The 17,546-nt window shown below is 70.3% G+C and carries 17 protein-coding genes; 9 read left to right on the top strand and 8 right to left on the bottom strand.

Translation table 11 applies throughout. The features are described from left to right. Positions 1-283 precede the first annotated feature (283 nt). The 3 genes from OG349_RS11665 (at position 284) to OG349_RS11655 (ending at position 3,508) form a co-directional block, all read left to right on the top strand. Positions 284-1,690 carry a family 2B encapsulin nanocompartment shell protein gene (locus tag OG349_RS11665; RefSeq protein WP_327234549.1) on the top strand — a complete coding sequence of 469 codons (1,407 nt, stop codon included), beginning with the start codon at positions 284-286 and terminating at the stop codon, positions 1,688-1,690. Positions 1,691-1,781: 91 nt separating this feature from the next. Next, on the top strand, positions 1,782-2,822 hold the full coding sequence (locus tag OG349_RS11660; protein WP_327234548.1) for a family 2 encapsulin nanocompartment cargo protein polyprenyl transferase: 1,041 nt from the start codon (positions 1,782-1,784) through the stop codon (positions 2,820-2,822). Between the two features lie 245 nt (positions 2,823-3,067). Then, positions 3,068-3,508, top strand: a complete 441-nt coding sequence (locus OG349_RS11655; protein WP_327234547.1) for a DUF6304 family protein — start codon at positions 3,068-3,070, stop codon at positions 3,506-3,508. Positions 3,509-3,584: 76 nt separating this feature from the next. Here the strand turns inward: OG349_RS11655 and OG349_RS11650 are convergent, their stop codons facing one another. Beyond that, positions 3,585-4,298 carry a hypothetical protein gene (locus OG349_RS11650; protein WP_327234546.1) on the bottom strand — a complete coding sequence of 238 codons (714 nt, stop codon included), beginning with the start codon at positions 4,296-4,298 and terminating at the stop codon, positions 3,585-3,587. Between the two features lie 111 nt (positions 4,299-4,409). Continuing rightward, positions 4,410-5,084, bottom strand: a complete 675-nt coding sequence (gene snpA / locus OG349_RS11645; RefSeq protein WP_327234545.1) for a snapalysin — start codon at positions 5,082-5,084, stop codon at positions 4,410-4,412. A gap of 190 nt (positions 5,085-5,274) precedes the next feature. Between snpA and OG349_RS11640 the strand changes: the two genes are divergently transcribed. Continuing rightward, positions 5,275-6,267 carry a LysR family transcriptional regulator gene (locus tag OG349_RS11640; protein ID WP_327234544.1) on the top strand — a complete coding sequence of 331 codons (993 nt, stop codon included), beginning with the start codon at positions 5,275-5,277 and terminating at the stop codon, positions 6,265-6,267. Positions 6,268-6,664: 397 nt separating this feature from the next. Beyond that, positions 6,665-8,356 carry a lysyl oxidase family protein gene (locus OG349_RS11635; RefSeq protein ID WP_327234543.1) on the top strand — a complete coding sequence of 564 codons (1,692 nt, stop codon included), beginning with the start codon at positions 6,665-6,667 and terminating at the stop codon, positions 8,354-8,356. A 188-nt stretch (positions 8,357-8,544) separates the two neighbouring features. On the opposite strand, the gene OG349_RS11630 is transcribed toward OG349_RS11635, so the two are convergent. Together OG349_RS11630 and sodN are read right to left on the bottom strand one after the other, a co-directional pair. After that, on the bottom strand, positions 8,545-8,979 hold the full coding sequence (locus tag OG349_RS11630) for a hypothetical protein (protein WP_327234542.1): 435 nt from the start codon (positions 8,977-8,979) through the stop codon (positions 8,545-8,547). 333 nt (positions 8,980-9,312) lie between these two features. Next, positions 9,313-9,708: a superoxide dismutase, Ni gene (gene sodN / locus OG349_RS11625; protein WP_327234541.1), complete on the bottom strand. Its 396-nt coding sequence runs from the start codon at positions 9,706-9,708 to the stop codon at positions 9,313-9,315. Between the two features lie 152 nt (positions 9,709-9,860). On the opposite strand from sodN, the gene sodX reads away from it, so the two are divergent. Further along, positions 9,861-10,280 carry a nickel-type superoxide dismutase maturation protease gene (gene sodX, locus OG349_RS11620; protein WP_327234540.1) on the top strand — a complete coding sequence of 140 codons (420 nt, stop codon included), beginning with the start codon at positions 9,861-9,863 and terminating at the stop codon, positions 10,278-10,280. Here the strand turns inward: sodX and OG349_RS11615 are convergent. Beyond that, positions 10,184-10,813 carry a CGNR zinc finger domain-containing protein gene (locus OG349_RS11615; protein ID WP_327234539.1) on the bottom strand — a complete coding sequence of 210 codons (630 nt, stop codon included), beginning with the start codon at positions 10,811-10,813 and terminating at the stop codon, positions 10,184-10,186. The genes sodX and OG349_RS11615 overlap by 97 nt on opposite strands. Positions 10,814-10,929: 116 nt before the next feature. Between OG349_RS11615 and OG349_RS11610 the strand changes: the two genes are divergently transcribed. Continuing rightward, positions 10,930-11,685: a class I SAM-dependent methyltransferase gene (locus OG349_RS11610; protein ID WP_327234538.1), complete on the top strand. Its 756-nt coding sequence runs from the start codon at positions 10,930-10,932 to the stop codon at positions 11,683-11,685. Positions 11,686-11,738: 53 nt separating this feature from the next. On the opposite strand, the gene OG349_RS11605 is transcribed toward OG349_RS11610, so the two are convergent. From OG349_RS11605 to OG349_RS11595, 3 genes are all read right to left on the bottom strand, one after another. Further along, positions 11,739-12,491 (bottom strand): amino acid ABC transporter ATP-binding protein, encoded by a 753-nt coding sequence (locus OG349_RS11605; protein ID WP_327238535.1) that lies wholly within the window; start codon positions 12,489-12,491, stop codon positions 11,739-11,741. A gap of 5 nt (positions 12,492-12,496) precedes the next feature. Beyond that, positions 12,497-13,432, bottom strand: coding sequence for an amino acid ABC transporter permease (locus OG349_RS11600; RefSeq protein ID WP_327234537.1), 936 nt, complete (start codon positions 13,430-13,432; stop codon positions 12,497-12,499). A gap of 93 nt (positions 13,433-13,525) precedes the next feature. After that, positions 13,526-14,482 carry an ABC transporter substrate-binding protein gene (locus tag OG349_RS11595; RefSeq protein WP_327234536.1) on the bottom strand — a complete coding sequence of 319 codons (957 nt, stop codon included), beginning with the start codon at positions 14,480-14,482 and terminating at the stop codon, positions 13,526-13,528. Between the two features lie 543 nt (positions 14,483-15,025). Between OG349_RS11595 and OG349_RS11590 the strand changes: the two genes are divergently transcribed. Together OG349_RS11590 and OG349_RS11585 are read left to right on the top strand one after the other, a co-directional pair. Continuing rightward, a complete protein-coding gene (locus OG349_RS11590; protein WP_327234535.1) occupies positions 15,026-16,315 on the top strand; it encodes an NAD(P)-dependent malic enzyme in 1,290 nt (429 codons plus the stop codon). A gap of 107 nt (positions 16,316-16,422) precedes the next feature. Next, on the top strand, positions 16,423-17,424 hold the full coding sequence (locus tag OG349_RS11585) for a zinc-binding dehydrogenase (protein ID WP_327234534.1): 1,002 nt from the start codon (positions 16,423-16,425) through the stop codon (positions 17,422-17,424). Positions 17,425-17,546 lie beyond the last annotated feature (122 nt).

Raw genomic sequence — 17,546 nt, 5'->3', positions numbered from 1 at the left:
GGTAAGCGGAATATCCCGTACCGCGCCTCCTACCCCAAGGGCCGCGCCGCCAACAGCCGTTCGTATCGCCTTCGCACGGCCTTCGCACGGTGTGCGAACCGATCCGGACACGGGAGCGAAGCGGGGGCGGGAACGGGCCGTCGATGGGCCGACCGGATGATTTTCGGCGTGTTGTGCCCCGTTTTCGCTGATCCAGTCCCACTCATTTGTGTAATGGCGCGCCGACTCTTCGTGCTGAAAGTGTCTGTCGTGCAGGTCAGTGCATGAACGAAGGGGAGTCTTCATGTCGGTTGGTGACGAGGTCCGCGAGTCGCAGGCGCCGCCCCAGCAGAGTCTGGGAACGGACGCCGCGCGCAACTTGGCGACCACCACCAAGTCGGTACCGCAGATGCAGGAGATCACCTCGCGGTGGCTGCTGCGGATGCTGCCGTGGGTGCAGGTACAGGGTGGCACCTACCGGGTCAACCGCAGGCTCAGTTACGCGGTCGGGGACGGGCGTGTGACGTTCGTGCAGACCGGGGACCGGGTGGCGGTCATCCCCGCGGAGCTGGGCGAGCTGCCCGCCCTGCGGGGGTACGGGGACGAGGCGGCGCTCGCCGAACTGGCGGGGCGCTGCGAGCAGCAGGAGTTCGCGGCCGGGCAGGTGCTCGCGTCCGCAGGGGACACGGCGGACCGGGTCTACCTGCTGGCGCACGGCCGGGCGGAGAAGGTCGGGACGGGGCCCTACGGGGACGACGCGGTGCTGGAGACGCTCGCGGACGGGGCGTACTTCGGCGATCAGGCCCTGGTGGACGGGGAGGCCACCTGGGACTACAGCGTCCGCGCGGCGACCGCCTGCACGGTGCTGGTCCTGACCAGGGCGGACGTCCTGAACCTGGCGGAGCGCGCGACCTCGCTGCGCGAGCACCTGGACGCGCTGGCGAGCGTGCCGCACCAGCGGACCAACAAGTACGGCGAGGCGGAGATCGAGCTGTCCGCCGGGCACGTGGGCGAGGCGGTCGTCCCGCACACGTTCGTGGACTACGAGGGGGCGCCGCGGGAGTACGAACTGAGCGTGGCCCAGACGGTGCTGAAGGTGCACAGCAGGGTCGCGGACCTGTACAACCAGCCGATGAACCAGACCGAGCAGCAGTTGCGGCTCACGGTCGAGGCGCTGCGCGAGCGCCAGGAGTTCGAGCTGATCAACAACCGCGAGTTCGGTCTGCTGCACAACAGCGACTACGGCCAGCGGCTCCAGCCCCACGACGGCGGGCCCAGCCCCGACGACATGGACGAGCTGCTCTCGCGCCGCCGCGGCTCGAAGCTCTTCCTGGCGCATCCACGGGCCATCGCGGCCTTCGGGCGTGAGTGCAACAAGCGCGGGATCTACCCGGACAGCGTGGAGGTCGGGGGGCACCACGTGCCCGCGTGGCGGGGTGTGCCGATCTTCCCGTCCAACAAGATCCCGATCTCGGCCGCCAGGACGACCTCGATCCTCTGCATGCGTACGGGCGAGGCCGAGCAGGGGGTCATCGGACTCCAGCAGAGCGGCATCCCGGACGAGATCGAGCCGAGCCTGTCCGTCCGCTTCATGGGGATCGACGAGCAGGCGATCATCTCCTACCTGGTCACGGCGTACTACTCCGCGGCGATCCTCGTCCCGGACGCGGTGGGCGTGCTGGAGAACGTGGAAGTGGGCCGCTGGAGCTGAGCCGGCCGGCCGGAGGGGCCGGCCCCGCGCCGGCCCCTCCGGGCACCCGCACGCCCGGTCCGACACAGCGACAGAGGAAGTGACCGTGACCATGACCAGTACGGATGCCGCCACCGAGGGCCACGAGGCGGTAGCCCTCCTGGACCGCACCCGCACCACCGTCCATCCCCAACTGCGTTCCACGGTGGAGTCGTTGCCGGACTCCATACGCCGTGTCGCGATGTACCACTTCGGCTGGGAGCACGCCGACGGCACACCCGCCTCGGGGCGGGCGGGCAAGGCCATCAGGCCCGCGCTCGTGCTCGCCTCGGCCCGGGCGCTCGGCGGGGACCCGCTCCACGCCGTCCGGGCGGCCGTCGCGGTCGAACTGGCCCACAACTTCACGCTGCTCCACGACGACGTCATCGACGAGGACCCCACGCGGCGCCACCGCGCCACCGCCTGGACGGTCTTCGGCACCCCGGACGCCATCATCGCGGGTGACGCGATGATGGCCCTCGCGCTGCGGCTCCTGGCCGAGGACCCGCATCCGGCGTCGGGCGCGGCCTCCGCCCGGCTGGCCGCGTGTGTCATCGAGCTGTGCGCGGGACAGCAGGCGGACTGCGCCTTCGAACAGCGGGCCCCCGACGAGGTCTCCCTGGACGAGTGCGTGGCGATGGCGACGGCCAAGACCGGCGCGCTGCTGGGCAGTTCGTGCGCCCTGGGCGCGCTGTACGCGGGCGCCGGCGAGGAGGAGATCGCCGCGATGGACGCCTTCGGCCGGGAGGCGGGGCTGGCCTTCCAGCTGATCGACGACCTGATCGGGATCTGGGGGGACCCCGACCGTACGGGCAAACCGGCCGGCGCCGATCTCGCCGCGCACAAGAAGTCCCTGCCGGTGGTCGCCGCGCTGGCCTCCGGGACCCCGGCGGCGGAGGAGCTGGCCGAGCTGTACCGGTCGCCGATGGACAGCACCGCGATCCGCCGGGCGGCGGACGCGGTGGAGCGGGCCGGGGGGCGCGACTGGGCGCAGGTCCAGGCGGCCGACCGGATGGCCAGGGCCGTACAGCAGCTGTCCCGGGCGGTGCCCGACCTCACCGCGGGGGGCGATCTGCTGGCGCTGGCGGAATTCGTGACGCGCCGCACGCGGTGAGGTGCGGCGGCAAAGCTGATCTGTTTTTCGCCGCTTCGATCGACGCCTTCTCGACACCGTCATCCAGCGCCGGGCCAGTTGTGACCCGGCGCTGGCCGAGAACGTGACCAGTCCGTTTTTCGCGATCGGCGAGTTCACGCCGGAGTCCGTGGAGACGTTCGGAAATGGTGTGGTGGTCCGGAAATAGGTCAGGAAGCGGTGACCCGTGCTGCGGGGGAAGATCCCTTACCGCTACAGTCCGCGCCATGACAGCGGAGTCGACGGATTCATGGGCAGGTTGGTACCGGGACCGCCTGGGCGCGGAAGCGATCACGATCCTCTCGGGTGGACAGCAAGTACGCACCAGCATCAGGGGAGTTGAGTACGAAGGCGCGGAGTTCGCCACGCTGGAGCCGGTGGGTGCGGGCGCGGTGCTGTCCTCCTGCGTCATGGAGTGGGACATGCCGATGCCCGTCAGCACGGAGGGCACGGTCCAGCAGGCCACGCTCAACTGCCTGCTGGCGCTGGGCGAACGGGCGTCCGGCGACCCGCTCGGGCGCGCGGAGCTGAGCCTGACGCTGCGGTGCGGCGGTGCGGCCTACGAATCGGGCATCGCCGGGGGCGGGTTCGAGGAGGCGCTCGGCCGTATCCGCCGCCAGCTGCCGACGGACACGGAACTGGGCGACAGGCCGCTGGTGGGGGCCTGACCCGCGCCCGCCTCCACCGGCGAACCTTTCGTTGTCCCTGTACGGGTGCCCCGCCCCACCCGGCCGCAGGACGACCCTACGCGCTCGGGTTGTCGTCGAGGAGGACGAACTCCTCCTCGACATCGGCCGCCGGGAAGCCGGCCCCGGCCAGGGCGTCGAGCAGCGCCTCCAGCCGGGCGCGGGCCGACGGGCGGCCGGTCCCGAAAGCGCGCTGGGTCACGTACCGCTCCTGGACCCCGCCCGACAGCGCGCGCCGGGCGGTGCGCGAGACCCGCGCGGTGTGCTGTTCCACGACGGCGGCGAGGCGCTGGGTGTCGTACGGGATCCTCAGCCGCAGCGTGACGCGGTGGGCGAAGTGGCAGTGCGCGGGCAGTACGGCGGCCTCGGTGTCGGTCCCCGGCACCCCCGCGTTCCAGGGAGCCGCCGCGATCGTCGTCCGTATCACCGGGAATCCGGCCTCCGCGAGCCGGCCGGACCACAGCTCGGCGGCGCGCCGCTGGGCGTCGAGGGCGCCCGTACCCCGCAGGGTGAGCACCGGGCGGGAGGGCGTGCGGCCGCGGTCCCGTACCCCGGTGGTGAGGTCGAGCCCCTGGGCTCCGGCCCAGGCGGCCAGCCGGGCGGCGGGCTCCGGCCGGTCGGCCCGTACCGTCAGCCGTGTCGTGAAGTCGCCCTCGACGGTGAGGGCTGAATCGCGCCGGGCCGCGGCGCCGGTGCCCGTGCTGCCGATATCTGTCGTGCCGGTTTCCGTCCCGCCGGGTTCCGTCCTGCCGGTTTCCGTACTGAAGTCCACCGCCCGACGTTACCAAGGGGGAGGGGCGCCCCGTGGTGCACTTCGGGACGCCCCTGTGAAGCCGCGCTGTCATGCGCGTGTCGTGCGGTGGTGGGGGGGTGTGGCTCCGGGTCAGGACAGCTTGGCCACGGCGGCCGCGAGGCCGTTGACCCACAGCTGGTTCACCCGCGAGCGCTCCGCCGCGTTCGGCTGGGAGTTCTGGCAGGACGTGCCGGGGCCGCCGCCCGACATCAGCTCGCTGCACGGACCGCTGTAGTGGTCCGGGAGGCCGAGCACGTGCCCGGTCTCGTGCGCGGTGACGCGGGTCGAGTTGTACTGCTGGTTCTGGGCGTAGTCGAGGAAGATGTAGCCACTGCCGTGACCGTTGGTGCTGGCGAACGAGCCACGCGGGTCGTTGCCCTCGCGGTACGTGAAGTCGGCGTTGCTGCCCGACTGGAGCTTCACGTTGCTGACGGAGCTGTTCCAGATCGAGGTGCTGCTGGCTATCTGGCTGCGGAAACTGGGCGCGGCCGACGCGTTGTAGACGACGGTCACCACGGCGGCGCCGGGGTTCGCCGCGCGCTTCTCGGCGACCGACTTGAGGACCGCGTCGAAGAAGGCCTTGTTGTTGGCGGCTTCGGCCTTCGAGCCTTCGTAGGCGGCGTACGAGGACGCGGCCGGGACGCCGGTGGGGGCGGCGTCGGCGGGCGCGGCGGAGGCGGGTGCGGCGCTCAGCGCGGTCGCGAGGGCCAGACCGAGGCCGGCGATCGCGGAGAGAGCGGACTTCGAGACTCTCGGGTGACGCATGTGGGGGGCTCCTAGTCGTCCGGTGAACGGGTTCGGTACCGGAGAGTCTCGGGGAGTCCGCCTCGTAACGGATGATGTCAATCGGTGATAGCACCAGCGCATATCCCTGGTTGGCTTTCTTCGAATGCGCTCCGGATTACTGCGATTTGGGTGTCTGGTGCGGCTCAGGACCCCGCTCTACTCTTCGGGAATGGAGCTGGAGGTCAGGCATCTGCGTGCCCTGTGTGCCATCGCCGAAGCGGGCAGTCTGCGCAAGGCGGCCCGGCAGCTGGGGATGAGCCAGCCGTCGCTGACGACCCAGTTGCGGCGGATCGAGAACGCGCTCGGGGCCGAGCTGTTCGCCCGCGAACGCACCGGCTGCCGGCCCACTCCGCTGGGCCATTCGGTGCTGAGCCGCGCCCGGCCGCTGGTCGACGGGATGGCGGCGCTGGTCTCCGAGGCGCGGGCCGCCGCGGACCTGGCGGCCGGCCCCCGGCTGCGGATCGGCTCGACCGCGAGCCGGGCGCTCGGCGGCTGGCTGCGGCGGCTGAGGGGCCGGCTGCCCGGTACGGACATCTCGCTCCACATGGACGTCTCGGCCGGGGCGTTGCTGCGGATGGTCGCGGCGGGGCGGCTGGACGTGGCGTTCGTGCACGAGGTGGAGGGCTGCCCGCTGACGGTCCCGGAGGGCCTGGAGCGGCGCGTACTGGTCGAGCGTGAACCGCAGTTCGTCTCCATGGCCCGCGACCATCCGGCCGCCGCGAGCCCGGTGGTGGAACTGGCCGACCTGGCGGGGGACCGCTGGGTGGTCGACCCGACGGTGGACGGCGAATGGGACGGCCTGCGCCGGGTCCTGGTCGCGGCGGGCATCAACCCGGCGGTCCTGCACGGGGATTACCTCACGGCGGCGACGCTGATCGCGGTCGGCGAGGCGGTCGCCCCGTGCCAGCCCACGTCTGGCCCGCGCGACGACATGGCGATCCGCCCGCTGCGGGACGATCCGCTGGCGGTACGGCTCCAACTCTTCTCGCGCCCGGGAACGATCCCCGGCGCCGGGGAACGCCCGGCGGGCATCCGGTCCATGGCGGACGAGGTGTACGCGGACCTGGAGGCGGCGTACCGGGAGGCGGCCCTGCGAGCGGTGGGCTACCGCCAGTGGCTGACCCACCACAAGAGCCCGCTGCTGCACGCGCCGGCGGCGTAGGGGGTGCCGGGGCCGGAACGGGTCTTTGGCGCCGTCCCCGGCCTGTCCCCCCGCCGGACTACCCTTGCCGCGCGGACCGCGCGGGTGCCGGCCAATCCGACGACCGCGCGGCGGCGCTCGGACGCGGTCCGGACGACGTCGTCGCCACGACCGTGTAGGTGGTCGCGCCGGATCCCGCGTGCGCGCGCCCGTGCCCGCGCGGGTGGATAAATACCACATCCAGGGATATGGGCGGCTCCCATCGGCCCGACAATGGCCTGATTTCCGCTCAAAGGGCAGGTTCCGGCCAACGATGGGTGACTTTCGAGGGCGTCAGGCAACCCGAGGCGGCGCGCCCCCGATCTCACAGGGTGTTCACAGGTCCGATGCCACTGTGGCACTCGCAGACGAGGAACCGATGACCAGAGCTCACCACAATCGTTTCGGGCGGCCGGCGCTGGCCGCCTCCGCCGCCCTCGCCGTGGTCGCGGGCGTGGCAGGTGCCGCGCCCGTCGCCGGGGCGGCGGCGCCCGCCGGTCCGAAGATCAGCCTGATCGCCGCCTCCAGCAGCGTGACCCTCGACCGGTGGGAGGGCGAACCCGGGGTCTACCTGGACCTCGGCGCGTACGTCACCGTCGACGGCGGCCCCCTCGAATTCAGGGTGACGCGCGCGTCGTACAAGACCCCCGTGGTCGCCGACCAGGTGATCCACGACGGGAAGAAGACGCGGACGAAGCGGCTGCCGACCGGGCTGGTCAAGGACTTCTCCGGGCTGCCGGGCTTCATCGAGGTGTCCGTCAAGAACGCGGCGGGCAAGCAGGTCGTGAAGACCAGCGACCCGTTCTGCCCGAACAACGCGTCCGGGCGCATCCGCCCCGACGCCCCGGCCACCTCGAAGTATCCGGAGAGCTGCCCGACGAACCCGTTCACGCTCGGTTCGGTGTGGGGTGTGGAGAAGGGCTGGGCGTCGAACACCAGCAACGGCTACTACTCCGAGCCGGTCGATCTGGCGGCCGGCAGCTACACGGCCACGGTCTCGGTCGCGAAGAAGTACCGCGACCTGCTGGGCATCGCGAACAAGCCGCAGACGATCAAGGTGACGGTACGGGAGCAGGGCGACGGGGGCGAGGGCGCGGCGAGGTCGGCGACGGGCTCGGGCCGCTCCGCCCGCTCCGCCCACAATTCCGCCATGCAGGGCCACGACATGAGCGACATGGACAACACAGCCCCCGCCCATATCTACAGCAACGGCCGCGGAGCCGACGCCCCCACCCCGCCCGCCCGGCCCCACGCGATCGGCCCGCGCGCCCTCACGCACCTGGGCGACGGCCCGGGACACACCGACGGCTCGCGCATCGCGCCCGCCCTCAAGCCCAACACGAAGCGCCCGACGGGCGCGGCGAAGGTGCCCGACGTACCGAAGCCCGACCTCCGCTCGCTGCCGGCCTGGGACATCGGCATCTCCGACGGGGAGGACGGCGACATCCCCGGCAAGGACTACATGGTGTTCAGCGCCAACGTCTGGAACGCCGGCCCCGCGCCCCTGGTCGTGGACGGATTCCGCAGCCCGGGCAAGGAGTTGATGGACGCGTACCAGTACTTCTACGACGCCACGGGCAAGCAGGTCGGCTACACGCCCACCGGCACGATGGAGTGGGACCCCCGCGTGGGCCACGAGCACTGGCACTTCACCGACTTCGCCAGCTACCGCCTCCTGAGCGCCGACAAGTCCGAGATCGTACGGAGCGGCAAGGAGGCGTTCTGCCTCGCCAACACGGACGCCATCGACTACACGGTGAAGAACGCCAACTGGCACCCCAACAACACGGACCTGTCGACCGCGTGCGGCCAGCAGAACTCGATCTCGGTACGCGAGGTACTCGACGTGGGCTCCGGTGACACGTACACCCAGTACCGCCCCGGCCAGTCCTTCGACGTCACCGACCTGCCGAACGGCACGTACTACATCGAGGTCATCGCCAACCCCGAACACCGCCTGCAAGAAACGAACCTCAAGAACAACGTGGCGCTGCGCAAGGTACTCCTGACCGGCAAAACAGGAGCCCGCAAGGTGACGGTCCCCCCGATCGACCTGATCACCACGCCCTGACCCTGAGAGGGCCGCACCCGGAACACGGGTGCGGCCTTCCGCCGCAGTCCCGCGCCTACCGGCCTGGTGGTCGCCGCGCGGCCGGGAGAATGGCCGCGGAGGGATATCCCGGAACAGGTGTGGAGACCTCCCTCCTTAGCGGACACGCTCGGGGCCGCAGGGGGTGAGGTATCCGTCACCGGGCCTTCTCAGAAGGGCTTTTGAACCGCCTCGGGCAGGTCCTCGGGCCAGTAACGGCTCGGCAGGATCATGGTCACGTCGGTCTTCTCGGGGTGGATGAGCAGGGGGAAAATAGATCCGTGGAGCACCTGCTCGGGCAGATGCCGGCGGGCGACGATGACACACGTGATGTGGACCGTCTCGTTCCCCGCCAGTTTCCGCGGAACGGGCATGCGCATCGTCCGTTCCATCTCATCGGCGAGATGGTCCGAGAACACCTGCAATTCCGGGTCGTACTGCTCCGTTCCCTTGAGTGAGAACAGCGACCGCGCGATACCCGACAGGCTGTCGGGGCAGTCGTCGAAGGCTTTCGGGTCCGGTCCGTAGACCACCTCCGCCGGGTGGTCGCCACTCCCCGGCCGGAACAGCAGCACGTTGGCCTGCACCAGGGCGGCCCAGACCACCCGCCCTTCCTGAAGCAGACAGTCCTGCCGGCGATTGATCTCCCGCAGAGGGTCGTCGGAAGGAAATGACCACGGAAGCCTGGGTATCCGGAGACGCCTGCGCTCACGCCACCCGAAGGAGCGCGGGGGAGGGCCGAAGTCCGATCGGCACTGGTCGATCACCTCGGCTGCGGATCTTGTCATGATCAGGAGCATAGAAAGATCTCCCGCCGGCCCGTCCGGCGGGTGGAACGGGATCGCCCGGGGAACAAGACCGCACCCGCACCCTCAGCCACGCCGGGATCGGGGCGGGCTGCGGGGCGGGTGCGGGGGTGGGGCGTGACCATGGGCGGGTCAGGCCTTCTTCGTCTCCCAGAAGATCTTGTCGATCTGGGCGATGTAGTCCAGGGCCTTCTGGCCCGTCGCCGGGTCCTTGGAGGCCTTGGCGGCCGAGAGGGCCTTCAGGGCGTCGTTGACCAGCTGGTGGAGCTCGGGGTACTTCTCGAAGTGCGGCGGCTTGAAGTAGTCGCTCCAGAGCACCGACACGTGGTGCTTGGCGAGCTCGGCGCGCTGCTCCTTGATGACCGTCGCGCGGGCCTGGAAGTGTGCGTCGTCGTTGGCGGCCATCTTTTCCTGGACGGCCTTGACCGACTCGGCTTCGATGCGGGCCTGGGCGGGGTCGTACACGCCGCAGGGGAGGTCGCAGTGGGCGCTGACCTTCACCTTGGGGGCAAACAGGCGGGAGAGCATGGAGCTGTCCTTCCTCGTGATCGTCTTCTCAGGTGGGACATTACTCCGTGAGAAGCGTGATTTCGCGAGTGCCCCCATGGGCTTAGGACAAAAGTCCGGGGCCAAAATGGGACAGGCGGCGGAACGGACCGCGGGACCGGGAGGGTGTCGGGATGACGGAGCACGAGCGTGAGCCGAGAGCGCCGTTGGGGATCGCGGAAGTGACCGGGCCGTCCATGTACCCGACCCTCCGGCACGGCGACCAGCTCCTCGTCCACTACCGCGCCCCCGTCCGGGCCGGCGACGTGGCCGTACTCAAGCACCCGCTCCAGCAAGACCTGCTCATCGTGAAGCGGCTGGTGGAGCGGCGCGACGGCGGATGGTGGGTGCTCGGGGACAACCCGGGCGCCGAGGGGGACAGCCGGGTGTTCGGCGCCGTACCCGAGGAGCTGCTGCTGGGGCGGGTGCGGGCCAGGTACCGGCCGCCGGCGGACGGTCAGCGGTCCGTGCTCGGGACCGTCTCGTGGCTGGTCTCGGCGCTGAGGCCGGTGCTCGCCGACCGCTCCGTCTCCAGGCGCTTGCGCGCCCGGTAGGCGGCCACGTTGGCCCGCGTCGCGCAGCGGTCCGAGCAGTAGCGGCGCGAGCGGTTGGTCGAGGTGTCCAGATAGGCGTTACGGCACGGCGCGGCCTGGCACAGCCCCAGCCGGTCCACGCCGAACCCGGTCAGGTGGAAGGCCAGCCCCATCGCCGCCGTCGCCGCGTACCCCGCGGTCGCGTTCGACGGGTGCTCCGCCAGATGCATGTGCCAGCGCGGGCGCCCCTCCTCGTCCAGGAAGTCGTGCCCGGAGACCTGCGGGCTGACCGGGAACTCCAGCAGCAGCGAGTTCAGCAGGTCGACCGCCCGGGCGCCCTCGCCCTCGTCGGCCGCCGTGAAGACGGCGCGCAGCCGGGCCCGTACCGCCCGGAAACGCGTGAGGTCCGCCTCCGTCGCCCTGCGGGCCAGCTGGGTGCTCGCGCCGAAGAGGGCACGGATGTCGTCCACCGAGGTCAGCGTGTCCGTGCCACGGGCCGGCTCCTCGGTGTTGACCAGGCGCACGGCGTAGTCCGAGTAAGAGGCCAGTTCCACTTGTAGTCCTTACGGCTGCGGTCTAGGTTGGTTCGTCGGAAGAGGGAGTGACGGGCCGAAGTTGTAATGGTTCGTCGCCCTGTCAGGGTATTACGGATGCGTGGATGGGGAGTTTCATGTCGCTTGTCGACGCCGACTGGACGGACTGGCAGCAGAGCTGGGACCGCCAGCAGGAGTGGTACATGCCCGACCGCGAGGAGCGCTTCCGGGTGATGCTGGACATGGTCGACGCCCTCGTCGGCCCCGAACCGAGGGTGCTGGACCTCGCGTGCGGTACGGGAAGTATCACCGACCGGCTGCTCCGGAGGTTCCCCGGCGCCACGAGCACCGGTGTCGACCTCGACCCGGCGCTGCTCACCATCGCCCGCGGCTCCTTCGCCGGGGACGACCGCGTCACCTTCGTCACCGCCGACCTCAAGGACCCGGACTGGCCGGGGCTGCTGCCGGCGGGACCGTACGACGCCGTCCTCACCGCCACCGCCCTGCACTGGCTCCACAGCGAACCGCTCGCGGTGCTGTACGGGCAGCTCGCCGGCGTCGTCAGGGAGGGCGGGGTCTTCATGAACGCGGACCACATGCCGGCCGACGACACCCCCCGTATCAACGCGGCCGAGCGCGCCCACCGCCATGCCGCGATGGAACGCGCGAAGGCCGAGGGGGCCCTCGACTGGGCCGACTGGTGGGACGTCGCCGCCAAGGACCCGGTCCTGGCGGAACCGACCGCCGAGCGCTTCCGTATCTACGGCGAACACGCGGACGGCGACACCCCCACCGCGGCCTGGCACGCGCGCACGCTGCGCGAGGCGGGCTTCGCGGAGGCGCGGACGGTGTGGTCCTCGCCGTCCGACAGCCTTGTCCTCGCCCTGAGGTAGGGACGCCGCGGGCGTCTTCGTGCCTTCCGGTACGGAGACGCCCGTACCGCCCGCTACAGCACCTTCGACAGGAACGACTTCGTACGGTCGTGCTGAGGGTTCGTCAGGACGTCCCTCGGGTGCCCCGACTCGACCACCACCCCGTCGTCCATGAACACCAGCGCGTCCCCGACCTCCCGCGCGAAGCCCATCTCATGGGTAACCACGATCATGGTCATGCCCTCCTCCGCCAGCCCGCGCATGACGTCGAGGACATCACCCACCAGCTCCGGGTCGAGCGCCGACGTCGGCTCGTCGAAGAGCATCAGCTTCGGCTCCATCGCCAGGGCCCGCGCGATCGCCACCCGCTGCTGCTGGCCGCCGGACAGCTGCGCCGGATAGCTCGCGGCCTTGTCGCCCAGGCCCACCCGGTCGAGCAGCCGTACGGCCCGCGCGCGGGCCACGGCCTTCGTCTCGCCGCGCACCTGGACCGGCGCCTCCATGATGTTCTCGATCGCCGTCATGTGCGGGAAGAGGTTGAAGCGCTGGAAGACCATGCCGATGTCCCGGCGCTTCCTGGCGACCTCGCTGTCCTTCAGCTCGTACAGCTTGTCGCCCTTCTGGCGGTAGCCGACCAGTTCCCCGTCCACGGACAGCCGCCCGGCGTTGATCTGCTCCAGGTGGTTGATGCACCGCAGGAACGTCGACTTGCCGGAACCGGACGGGCCGATCAGGCAGAAGACCTCCCGCGGGGCGACCTCCAGGTCGATCCCCTTGAGGATGTGCGCGGCGCCGAAGGACTTGTGGACGCCCTCCGCCCTCACCATGGCGGTCATGCGGCGGCTCCCGTACGAGTGCTGAATCCGGCCAGATTCCTCTTGACCTTCTGGAACGGCGTCAGCGGCAGCGAGCGGCTGGAACCACGCGCGTAGTACCGCTCCAGGTAGAACTGCCCGACGCTGAAGACCGTGGTCAGGATCAGATACCAGGCCGCCGCGAGGAAGAGCATCTCCGCCGCCGCGCCCGAGGTGGTCCCGATGTCCTGCGCCGTCCTCAGCAACTCGGTGTACTGCACCGCCGAGACGAGCGACGTCGTCTTCAGCATGTTGATGACCTCGTTGCCGGTGGGCGGCACTATCACCCGCATGGCCTGCGGGATGATCACCCGGCGCAGCGTCTTGCCGTGGCTCATGCCCAGCGCGTGCGACGCCTCGGTCTGGCCCTCGTCGACCGAGAGCAGGCCGGCCCGGCAGATCTCCGCCATGTACGCGGCCTCGTTGAGGCCGAGGCCCAGCAGCGCCGTCAGGAACGGCGTCATGAACGAGGACCAGTAGTCCTTGTAGATCGGGCCGAGGTTGATGTACTCGAATACCAGTCCGAGATTGAACCAGACCAGCAGTTGTACGTAGACGGGCGTACCGCGGAAGAACCAGATGTAGAACCACGCGATGGACGACGTCACCGGGTTCTTCGACAGGCGCATGACCGCGAGGATCACGCCCCCGACCACACCCATCACCATCGCCAGGACGGTGAGGAGCAGGGTGTTGCCGACCCCGGACAGGATCCGGCCGTCGAAGAAGTAGTCGGGGATGGCGCCCCAGTTCACCTTGCCCTGCGAGAAGGCGTAGATGAGCGAGACGAGCAGGGCGACGGCGACCACGGCGGAGACGTAGCGGCCGTAGTGCCGGACCGGGATCGCCTTGATGGCCTCGGGCCCGGCGGGGGGCGTGTCGACGGGCCCCGCCTTTTCGATGTCAGCAGTCACAGGTGTTGCCTCTCAGCGCCGGATGTCCGGTCGGGACGCCCGGCCGGGACATTCGCTCGGAACGCCCCGGCGGGGACAGTCGGGAACGTCCGGTCAGGAGCCGCCGTTGAGCTTGGCCTCGGTGACCGCGCCGGACTCGGCGCCCCACTTGGCGAGGACCTTGCCGTACTCGCCGTTCTTGATGATCGCGTTCATCGCCGCCTGGAGCGCGGCGGAGAGCTCCTTGTTGTCCTTCGCGACCGCGATGCCGTACGGAGCGGCCTCGACGGTGTCGCCGACCAGCTCGAAGTCGTTGCCGCCGCCCGAGGTCTTCACGGCGTACGCGGCGATCGGGGAGTCCGAGGAGCCGGCGTCGGCGCCGCCGGAGCGGAGCCGTACCTGGGCCTGCTGGTCGTTGTCGAAGGACTCGATGGCGAGCTTCTTGCCGGCCGGACACTTCTTCGCCTGGTCCTTGGCGAGGTCTTCCGAGACGGTGGCGCGCTGCACGACGATCTTCTTGCCGCAGAGGTCGTCCCAGGTCTTGATCCCCTGGTTCTTGCCCTTCTGGGTGTAGATCGAGACGCCGGCGGTGTAGTAGTCGACGAAGTCGACGCCCTCGCCGACCTTCTTGCCGTCCTCGACGCCTTCCTGACGGTCCTTGGTGTCGGTCATCGCGGACATGGCGATGTCGTAGCGCTTGGCGCGCAGCCCGGTGACCAGGGTGTCGAAGGTGCCGTTCTCGAACTCGAACTTCACACCGAGCTGCTTGCCCAGCGCGTCGGCGAGGTCCGGGTCGATACCGACGGTCTTGCCGGACTTGTCCTTGAACTCCACCGGCGCGTACGCGATGTCGGAGCCGACCTTGACGACACCCTTGTCCTGGATGGTCTTGGGCAGCTGGTCGAAGAGCGGCGCCTTGTTGGTGTCGGCGGACGCGGTGCTGTCCTTCTTGCCGCTGTCGGTCTGGTCGCCGCAGGCGGTCAGCAGCATGGCGCCCGCGACCGCGATCGCGCCGGCCGCGGCGATCCGGGACTTCGCGGCGGTCGTACGACGTGTGGTGCTAGCGGTCATGATGAGAATCCTCCGGCGGGTCGGGCGGGTGATGAACCGCCATAAAGACGGGACAATCCGGCTGGCACACACCTTCGATTTTCGCAACGGTGTGTGATGAGAGGCATCTTGCCATTCGGACTGACCCGTTCAGGGGACCAGTCATGTCAAAATCGGGTAACGGGACTCACCCTCACCCCGTTCGCCCCGCCCATCACGGCGGGACCATTTGCCGAGTTGTCTCTTTCCGACCGGAAAATCTCCCGTTCGTACCGGCTTGTGCGCGTGATTCGCGCGGTCCGCCGCAGGTGTCCACATTTTCGGTTATGAGGCATGTCACCGCGTCGGTGTGGAGTCGCAGACGGCGTTGTCCGTCCGGTATGAAGGACGTTTACGCCCCGCATCCGGGGCCCGGGGCGCGTGTGCGGCGCGCCCGCGCGTACGTACCACCCCCTGGCCCGGCCGGCCGAACCGCCGGGCCGGGGCGCGTACGCGGTGTTCACCCACCCCTCCTCGACCAGGAGTGGACACCCTCAACTGATGAAGACCTAAGGGGTCACAGAAATGGCAGCGGAGATCGTCAATCCTCGCAGCGCGAACGGTACGGACAGGGTGGCGGGAGCAGGGGGCGTCCCCGGGGGTGTTTCGGGGGGTACGGACGTCGCGGATGTCCCCGGAGGTACGGAGAGCACGCCCGACGAGCCCTTCGATCCCGTCTTCGCGCTGCACCGCGGGGGCAAGATGGCCATCCGGGCGACGGTGCCGGTCCGCGACAAGGACGATCTGTCCCTCGCGTACACGCCCGGAGTGGCGAAGGTGTGCAGCGCGATCGCGGAGAACCCGGAACTCGTCCACGACTACACCTGGAAGTCGCAGGTCGTCGCCGTCGTGACGGACGGGACGGCGGTGCTGGGGCTGGGTGACATCGGCCCGGAGGCGTCGCTGCCCGTGATGGAGGGCAAGGCCATTCTGTTCAAGCAGTTCGGCGGGGTCGACGCCGTGCCGCTCGCGCTGGCCACCACCGACACGGACGAGATCATCGAGACCGTCGTGCGGCTCGCGCCGTCCTTCGGCGGGGTCAACCTGGAGGACATCTCGGCGCCCCGCTGCTTCGAGATCGAGCGCAGGCTCCAGGAGCGGCTGGACATCCCGGTCTTCCACGACGACCAGCACGGTACGGCCGTCGTCACCCTCGCCGCGCTGAACAACGCGGCCAAGCTGACCGGACGCACCCTCGGGGACCTGCGGGCCGTCATCTCCGGGGCGGGCGCGGCGGGCGTGGCGATCGCCAAGTTCCTGCTCGCCGCCGGCATCGGTGACGTGGCCGTGGCCGACCGCAAGGGCATCGTCAGCATCGACCGCGACGACCTGACCGACGTCAAGCGGGAACTGGCCGAGATCACCAACCGGGCGGGCCACTCCGGTTCGCTGGACGCCGCGCTGTCCGGCGCGGACGTGTTCATCGGCGTGTCGGGCGGTACGGTCCCGGAGCCCGCGATCGCCTCGATGGCGCCGGGGGCGTTCGTCTTCGCGATGGCCAACCCGAACCCCGAGGTCCACCCCGACATCGCGCACCAGTACGCGGCGGTGGTGGCCACCGGGCGCAGCGACTACCCGAACCAGATCAACAACGTCCTCGCCTTCCCCGGGATCTTCGCGGGCGCCCTCCAGGTGCGCGCGTCGCGGATCACCGAGGGCATGAAGCTCGCGGCGGCGAACGCGCTGGCGGACGTCGTGGGCGACGAACTGGCGGCGGACTACGTGATCCCGTCCCCGTTCGACGCGCGAGTCGCCCCGGCGGTGACGGCGGCGGTGGCCGCGGCGGCACGGGCGGAGGGCGTGGCGCGGCGCTGAGCTGAGCGGTACGACGGGGCCGCGCCGCGCGTCCTGCGCGTGACGCGGCCCGTGTCACACGTCGTTCCGGTTCCGCCGCGCCCGGCCGCCGCCCTATCGTCAGGGCCATGTTCGCCGCCTACGCAGCCCGCATCGACCGTGACCGCCCGCTGAACGGCCTGGAGCTGGGGGAGCGCCCGGCGCCCGGTGCGCGGTCCGGGTGGACCACCGTGACCGTACGGGCCGCCTCCCTCAACCATCACGACCTCTGGTCACTGCGCGGGGTGGGTCTGCCCGCCGACCGGTTGCCGATGATCCTCGGGTGCGACGCCGCCGGTGTCGACGAGGACGGCAACGAGGTGGTCGTCCACTCGGTGATCGGAGCGACGGGGCACGGTGTCGGGCCGCGTGAGACGCCCTCCATCCTGACCGAGCGCTACCAGGGGACCTTCGCCGAGCAGGTCTCCGTACCCACCTGGAACGTCCTGCCCAAGCCGCCCGAGCTGACCTTCGAGCAGGCCGCCTGCCTGCCGACCGCGTGGCTCACCGCGTACCGCATGCTCTTCACCAACGCCGGTGTACGGCCCGGGGATTCGGTCCTCGTCCAGGGCGCGGGCGGCGGGGTCGCCACGGCCGCGATCGCCCTCGGCAGCGCTGCCGGGCTGCGGGTCTACGCCACCAGCCGCGACGAGACGAAGCGGGCGCGGGCCCTCGAACTGGGCGCGGCGGAGGTCTTCGAGCCGGGCGCGCGGCTGCCCCGGCGGGTCGACGCCGTCATCGAGACGGTCGGGGCGGCGACCTGGTCGCACTCCGTCAAGTGCCTGCGCAGGGGCGGCACGTTGGTGATCTCGGGCGCGACGAGCGGCGACGCGCCGGCCCACGCGGAGCTGACCCGGATCTTCTTCCTGGAGCTCAAGGTCGTCGGCTCGACGATGGGGTCCAAGGAGGAGTTGGAGGATCTGCTCTCGTTCTGCGCGCTGACGGGCGTACGGCCGGTGATCGACGAGGTGCTGCCGCTGGAGCGGGCGCGGGAGGGCTTCGGGAAGCTGGAGGCGGGGAGCCAGTTCGGGAAGATCGTGCTCACGCCGTCCCCGGCCGGAGACCGCCGCCGTTTCCGCGATGCGCGTTGACCCTGTCTTTTGCCTCTCGCCCGTCGTCCGTTGCGCTTCCTGTTTGTCCTCAATCGCCGGACGGGCTTGTTTGTGGCGTCTGCCCGTTGTCCGGCGCGGGTTACTGCTTGTCCTCAATCGCC

The organism is Streptomyces sp. NBC_01317, assembly GCF_035961655.1.
Classification (GTDB): Bacteria; Actinomycetota; Actinomycetes; order Streptomycetales; family Streptomycetaceae; genus Streptomyces.
This window is presented reverse-complemented; position numbering and strand designations above follow the sequence as displayed.

Excerpts from the sequence above, each read along its gene's own strand:
- OG349_RS11665 (WP_327234549.1), top strand. The coding sequence starts at position 284 with ATGTCGGTTGGTGACGAGGTCCGCGAGTCGCAGGCGCCGCCCCAGCAG.
- OG349_RS11660 (WP_327234548.1), top strand. The coding sequence starts at position 1,782 with ATGACCAGTACGGATGCCGCCACCGAGGGCCACGAGGCGGTAGCCCTC.
- OG349_RS11655 (WP_327234547.1), top strand. The coding sequence starts at position 3,068 with ATGACAGCGGAGTCGACGGATTCATGGGCAGGTTGGTACCGGGACCGC.
- snpA (WP_327234545.1), bottom strand. The coding sequence starts at position 5,084 with ATGCGTCACCCGAGAGTCTCGAAGTCCGCTCTCTCCGCGATCGCCGGC.
- OG349_RS11640 (WP_327234544.1), top strand. The coding sequence starts at position 5,275 with ATGGAGCTGGAGGTCAGGCATCTGCGTGCCCTGTGTGCCATCGCCGAA.
- OG349_RS11635 (WP_327234543.1), top strand. The coding sequence starts at position 6,665 with ATGACCAGAGCTCACCACAATCGTTTCGGGCGGCCGGCGCTGGCCGCC.
- sodN (WP_327234541.1), bottom strand. The coding sequence starts at position 9,708 with ATGCTCTCCCGCCTGTTTGCCCCCAAGGTGAAGGTCAGCGCCCACTGC.
- sodX (WP_327234540.1), top strand. The coding sequence starts at position 9,861 with ATGACGGAGCACGAGCGTGAGCCGAGAGCGCCGTTGGGGATCGCGGAA.
- OG349_RS11610 (WP_327234538.1), top strand. The coding sequence starts at position 10,930 with ATGTCGCTTGTCGACGCCGACTGGACGGACTGGCAGCAGAGCTGGGAC.
- OG349_RS11605 (WP_327238535.1), bottom strand. The coding sequence starts at position 12,491 with ATGGTGAGGGCGGAGGGCGTCCACAAGTCCTTCGGCGCCGCGCACATC.
- OG349_RS11595 (WP_327234536.1), bottom strand. The coding sequence starts at position 14,482 with ATGACCGCTAGCACCACACGTCGTACGACCGCCGCGAAGTCCCGGATC.
- OG349_RS11590 (WP_327234535.1), top strand. The coding sequence starts at position 15,026 with ATGGCAGCGGAGATCGTCAATCCTCGCAGCGCGAACGGTACGGACAGG.
- OG349_RS11585 (WP_327234534.1), top strand. The coding sequence starts at position 16,423 with ATGTTCGCCGCCTACGCAGCCCGCATCGACCGTGACCGCCCGCTGAAC.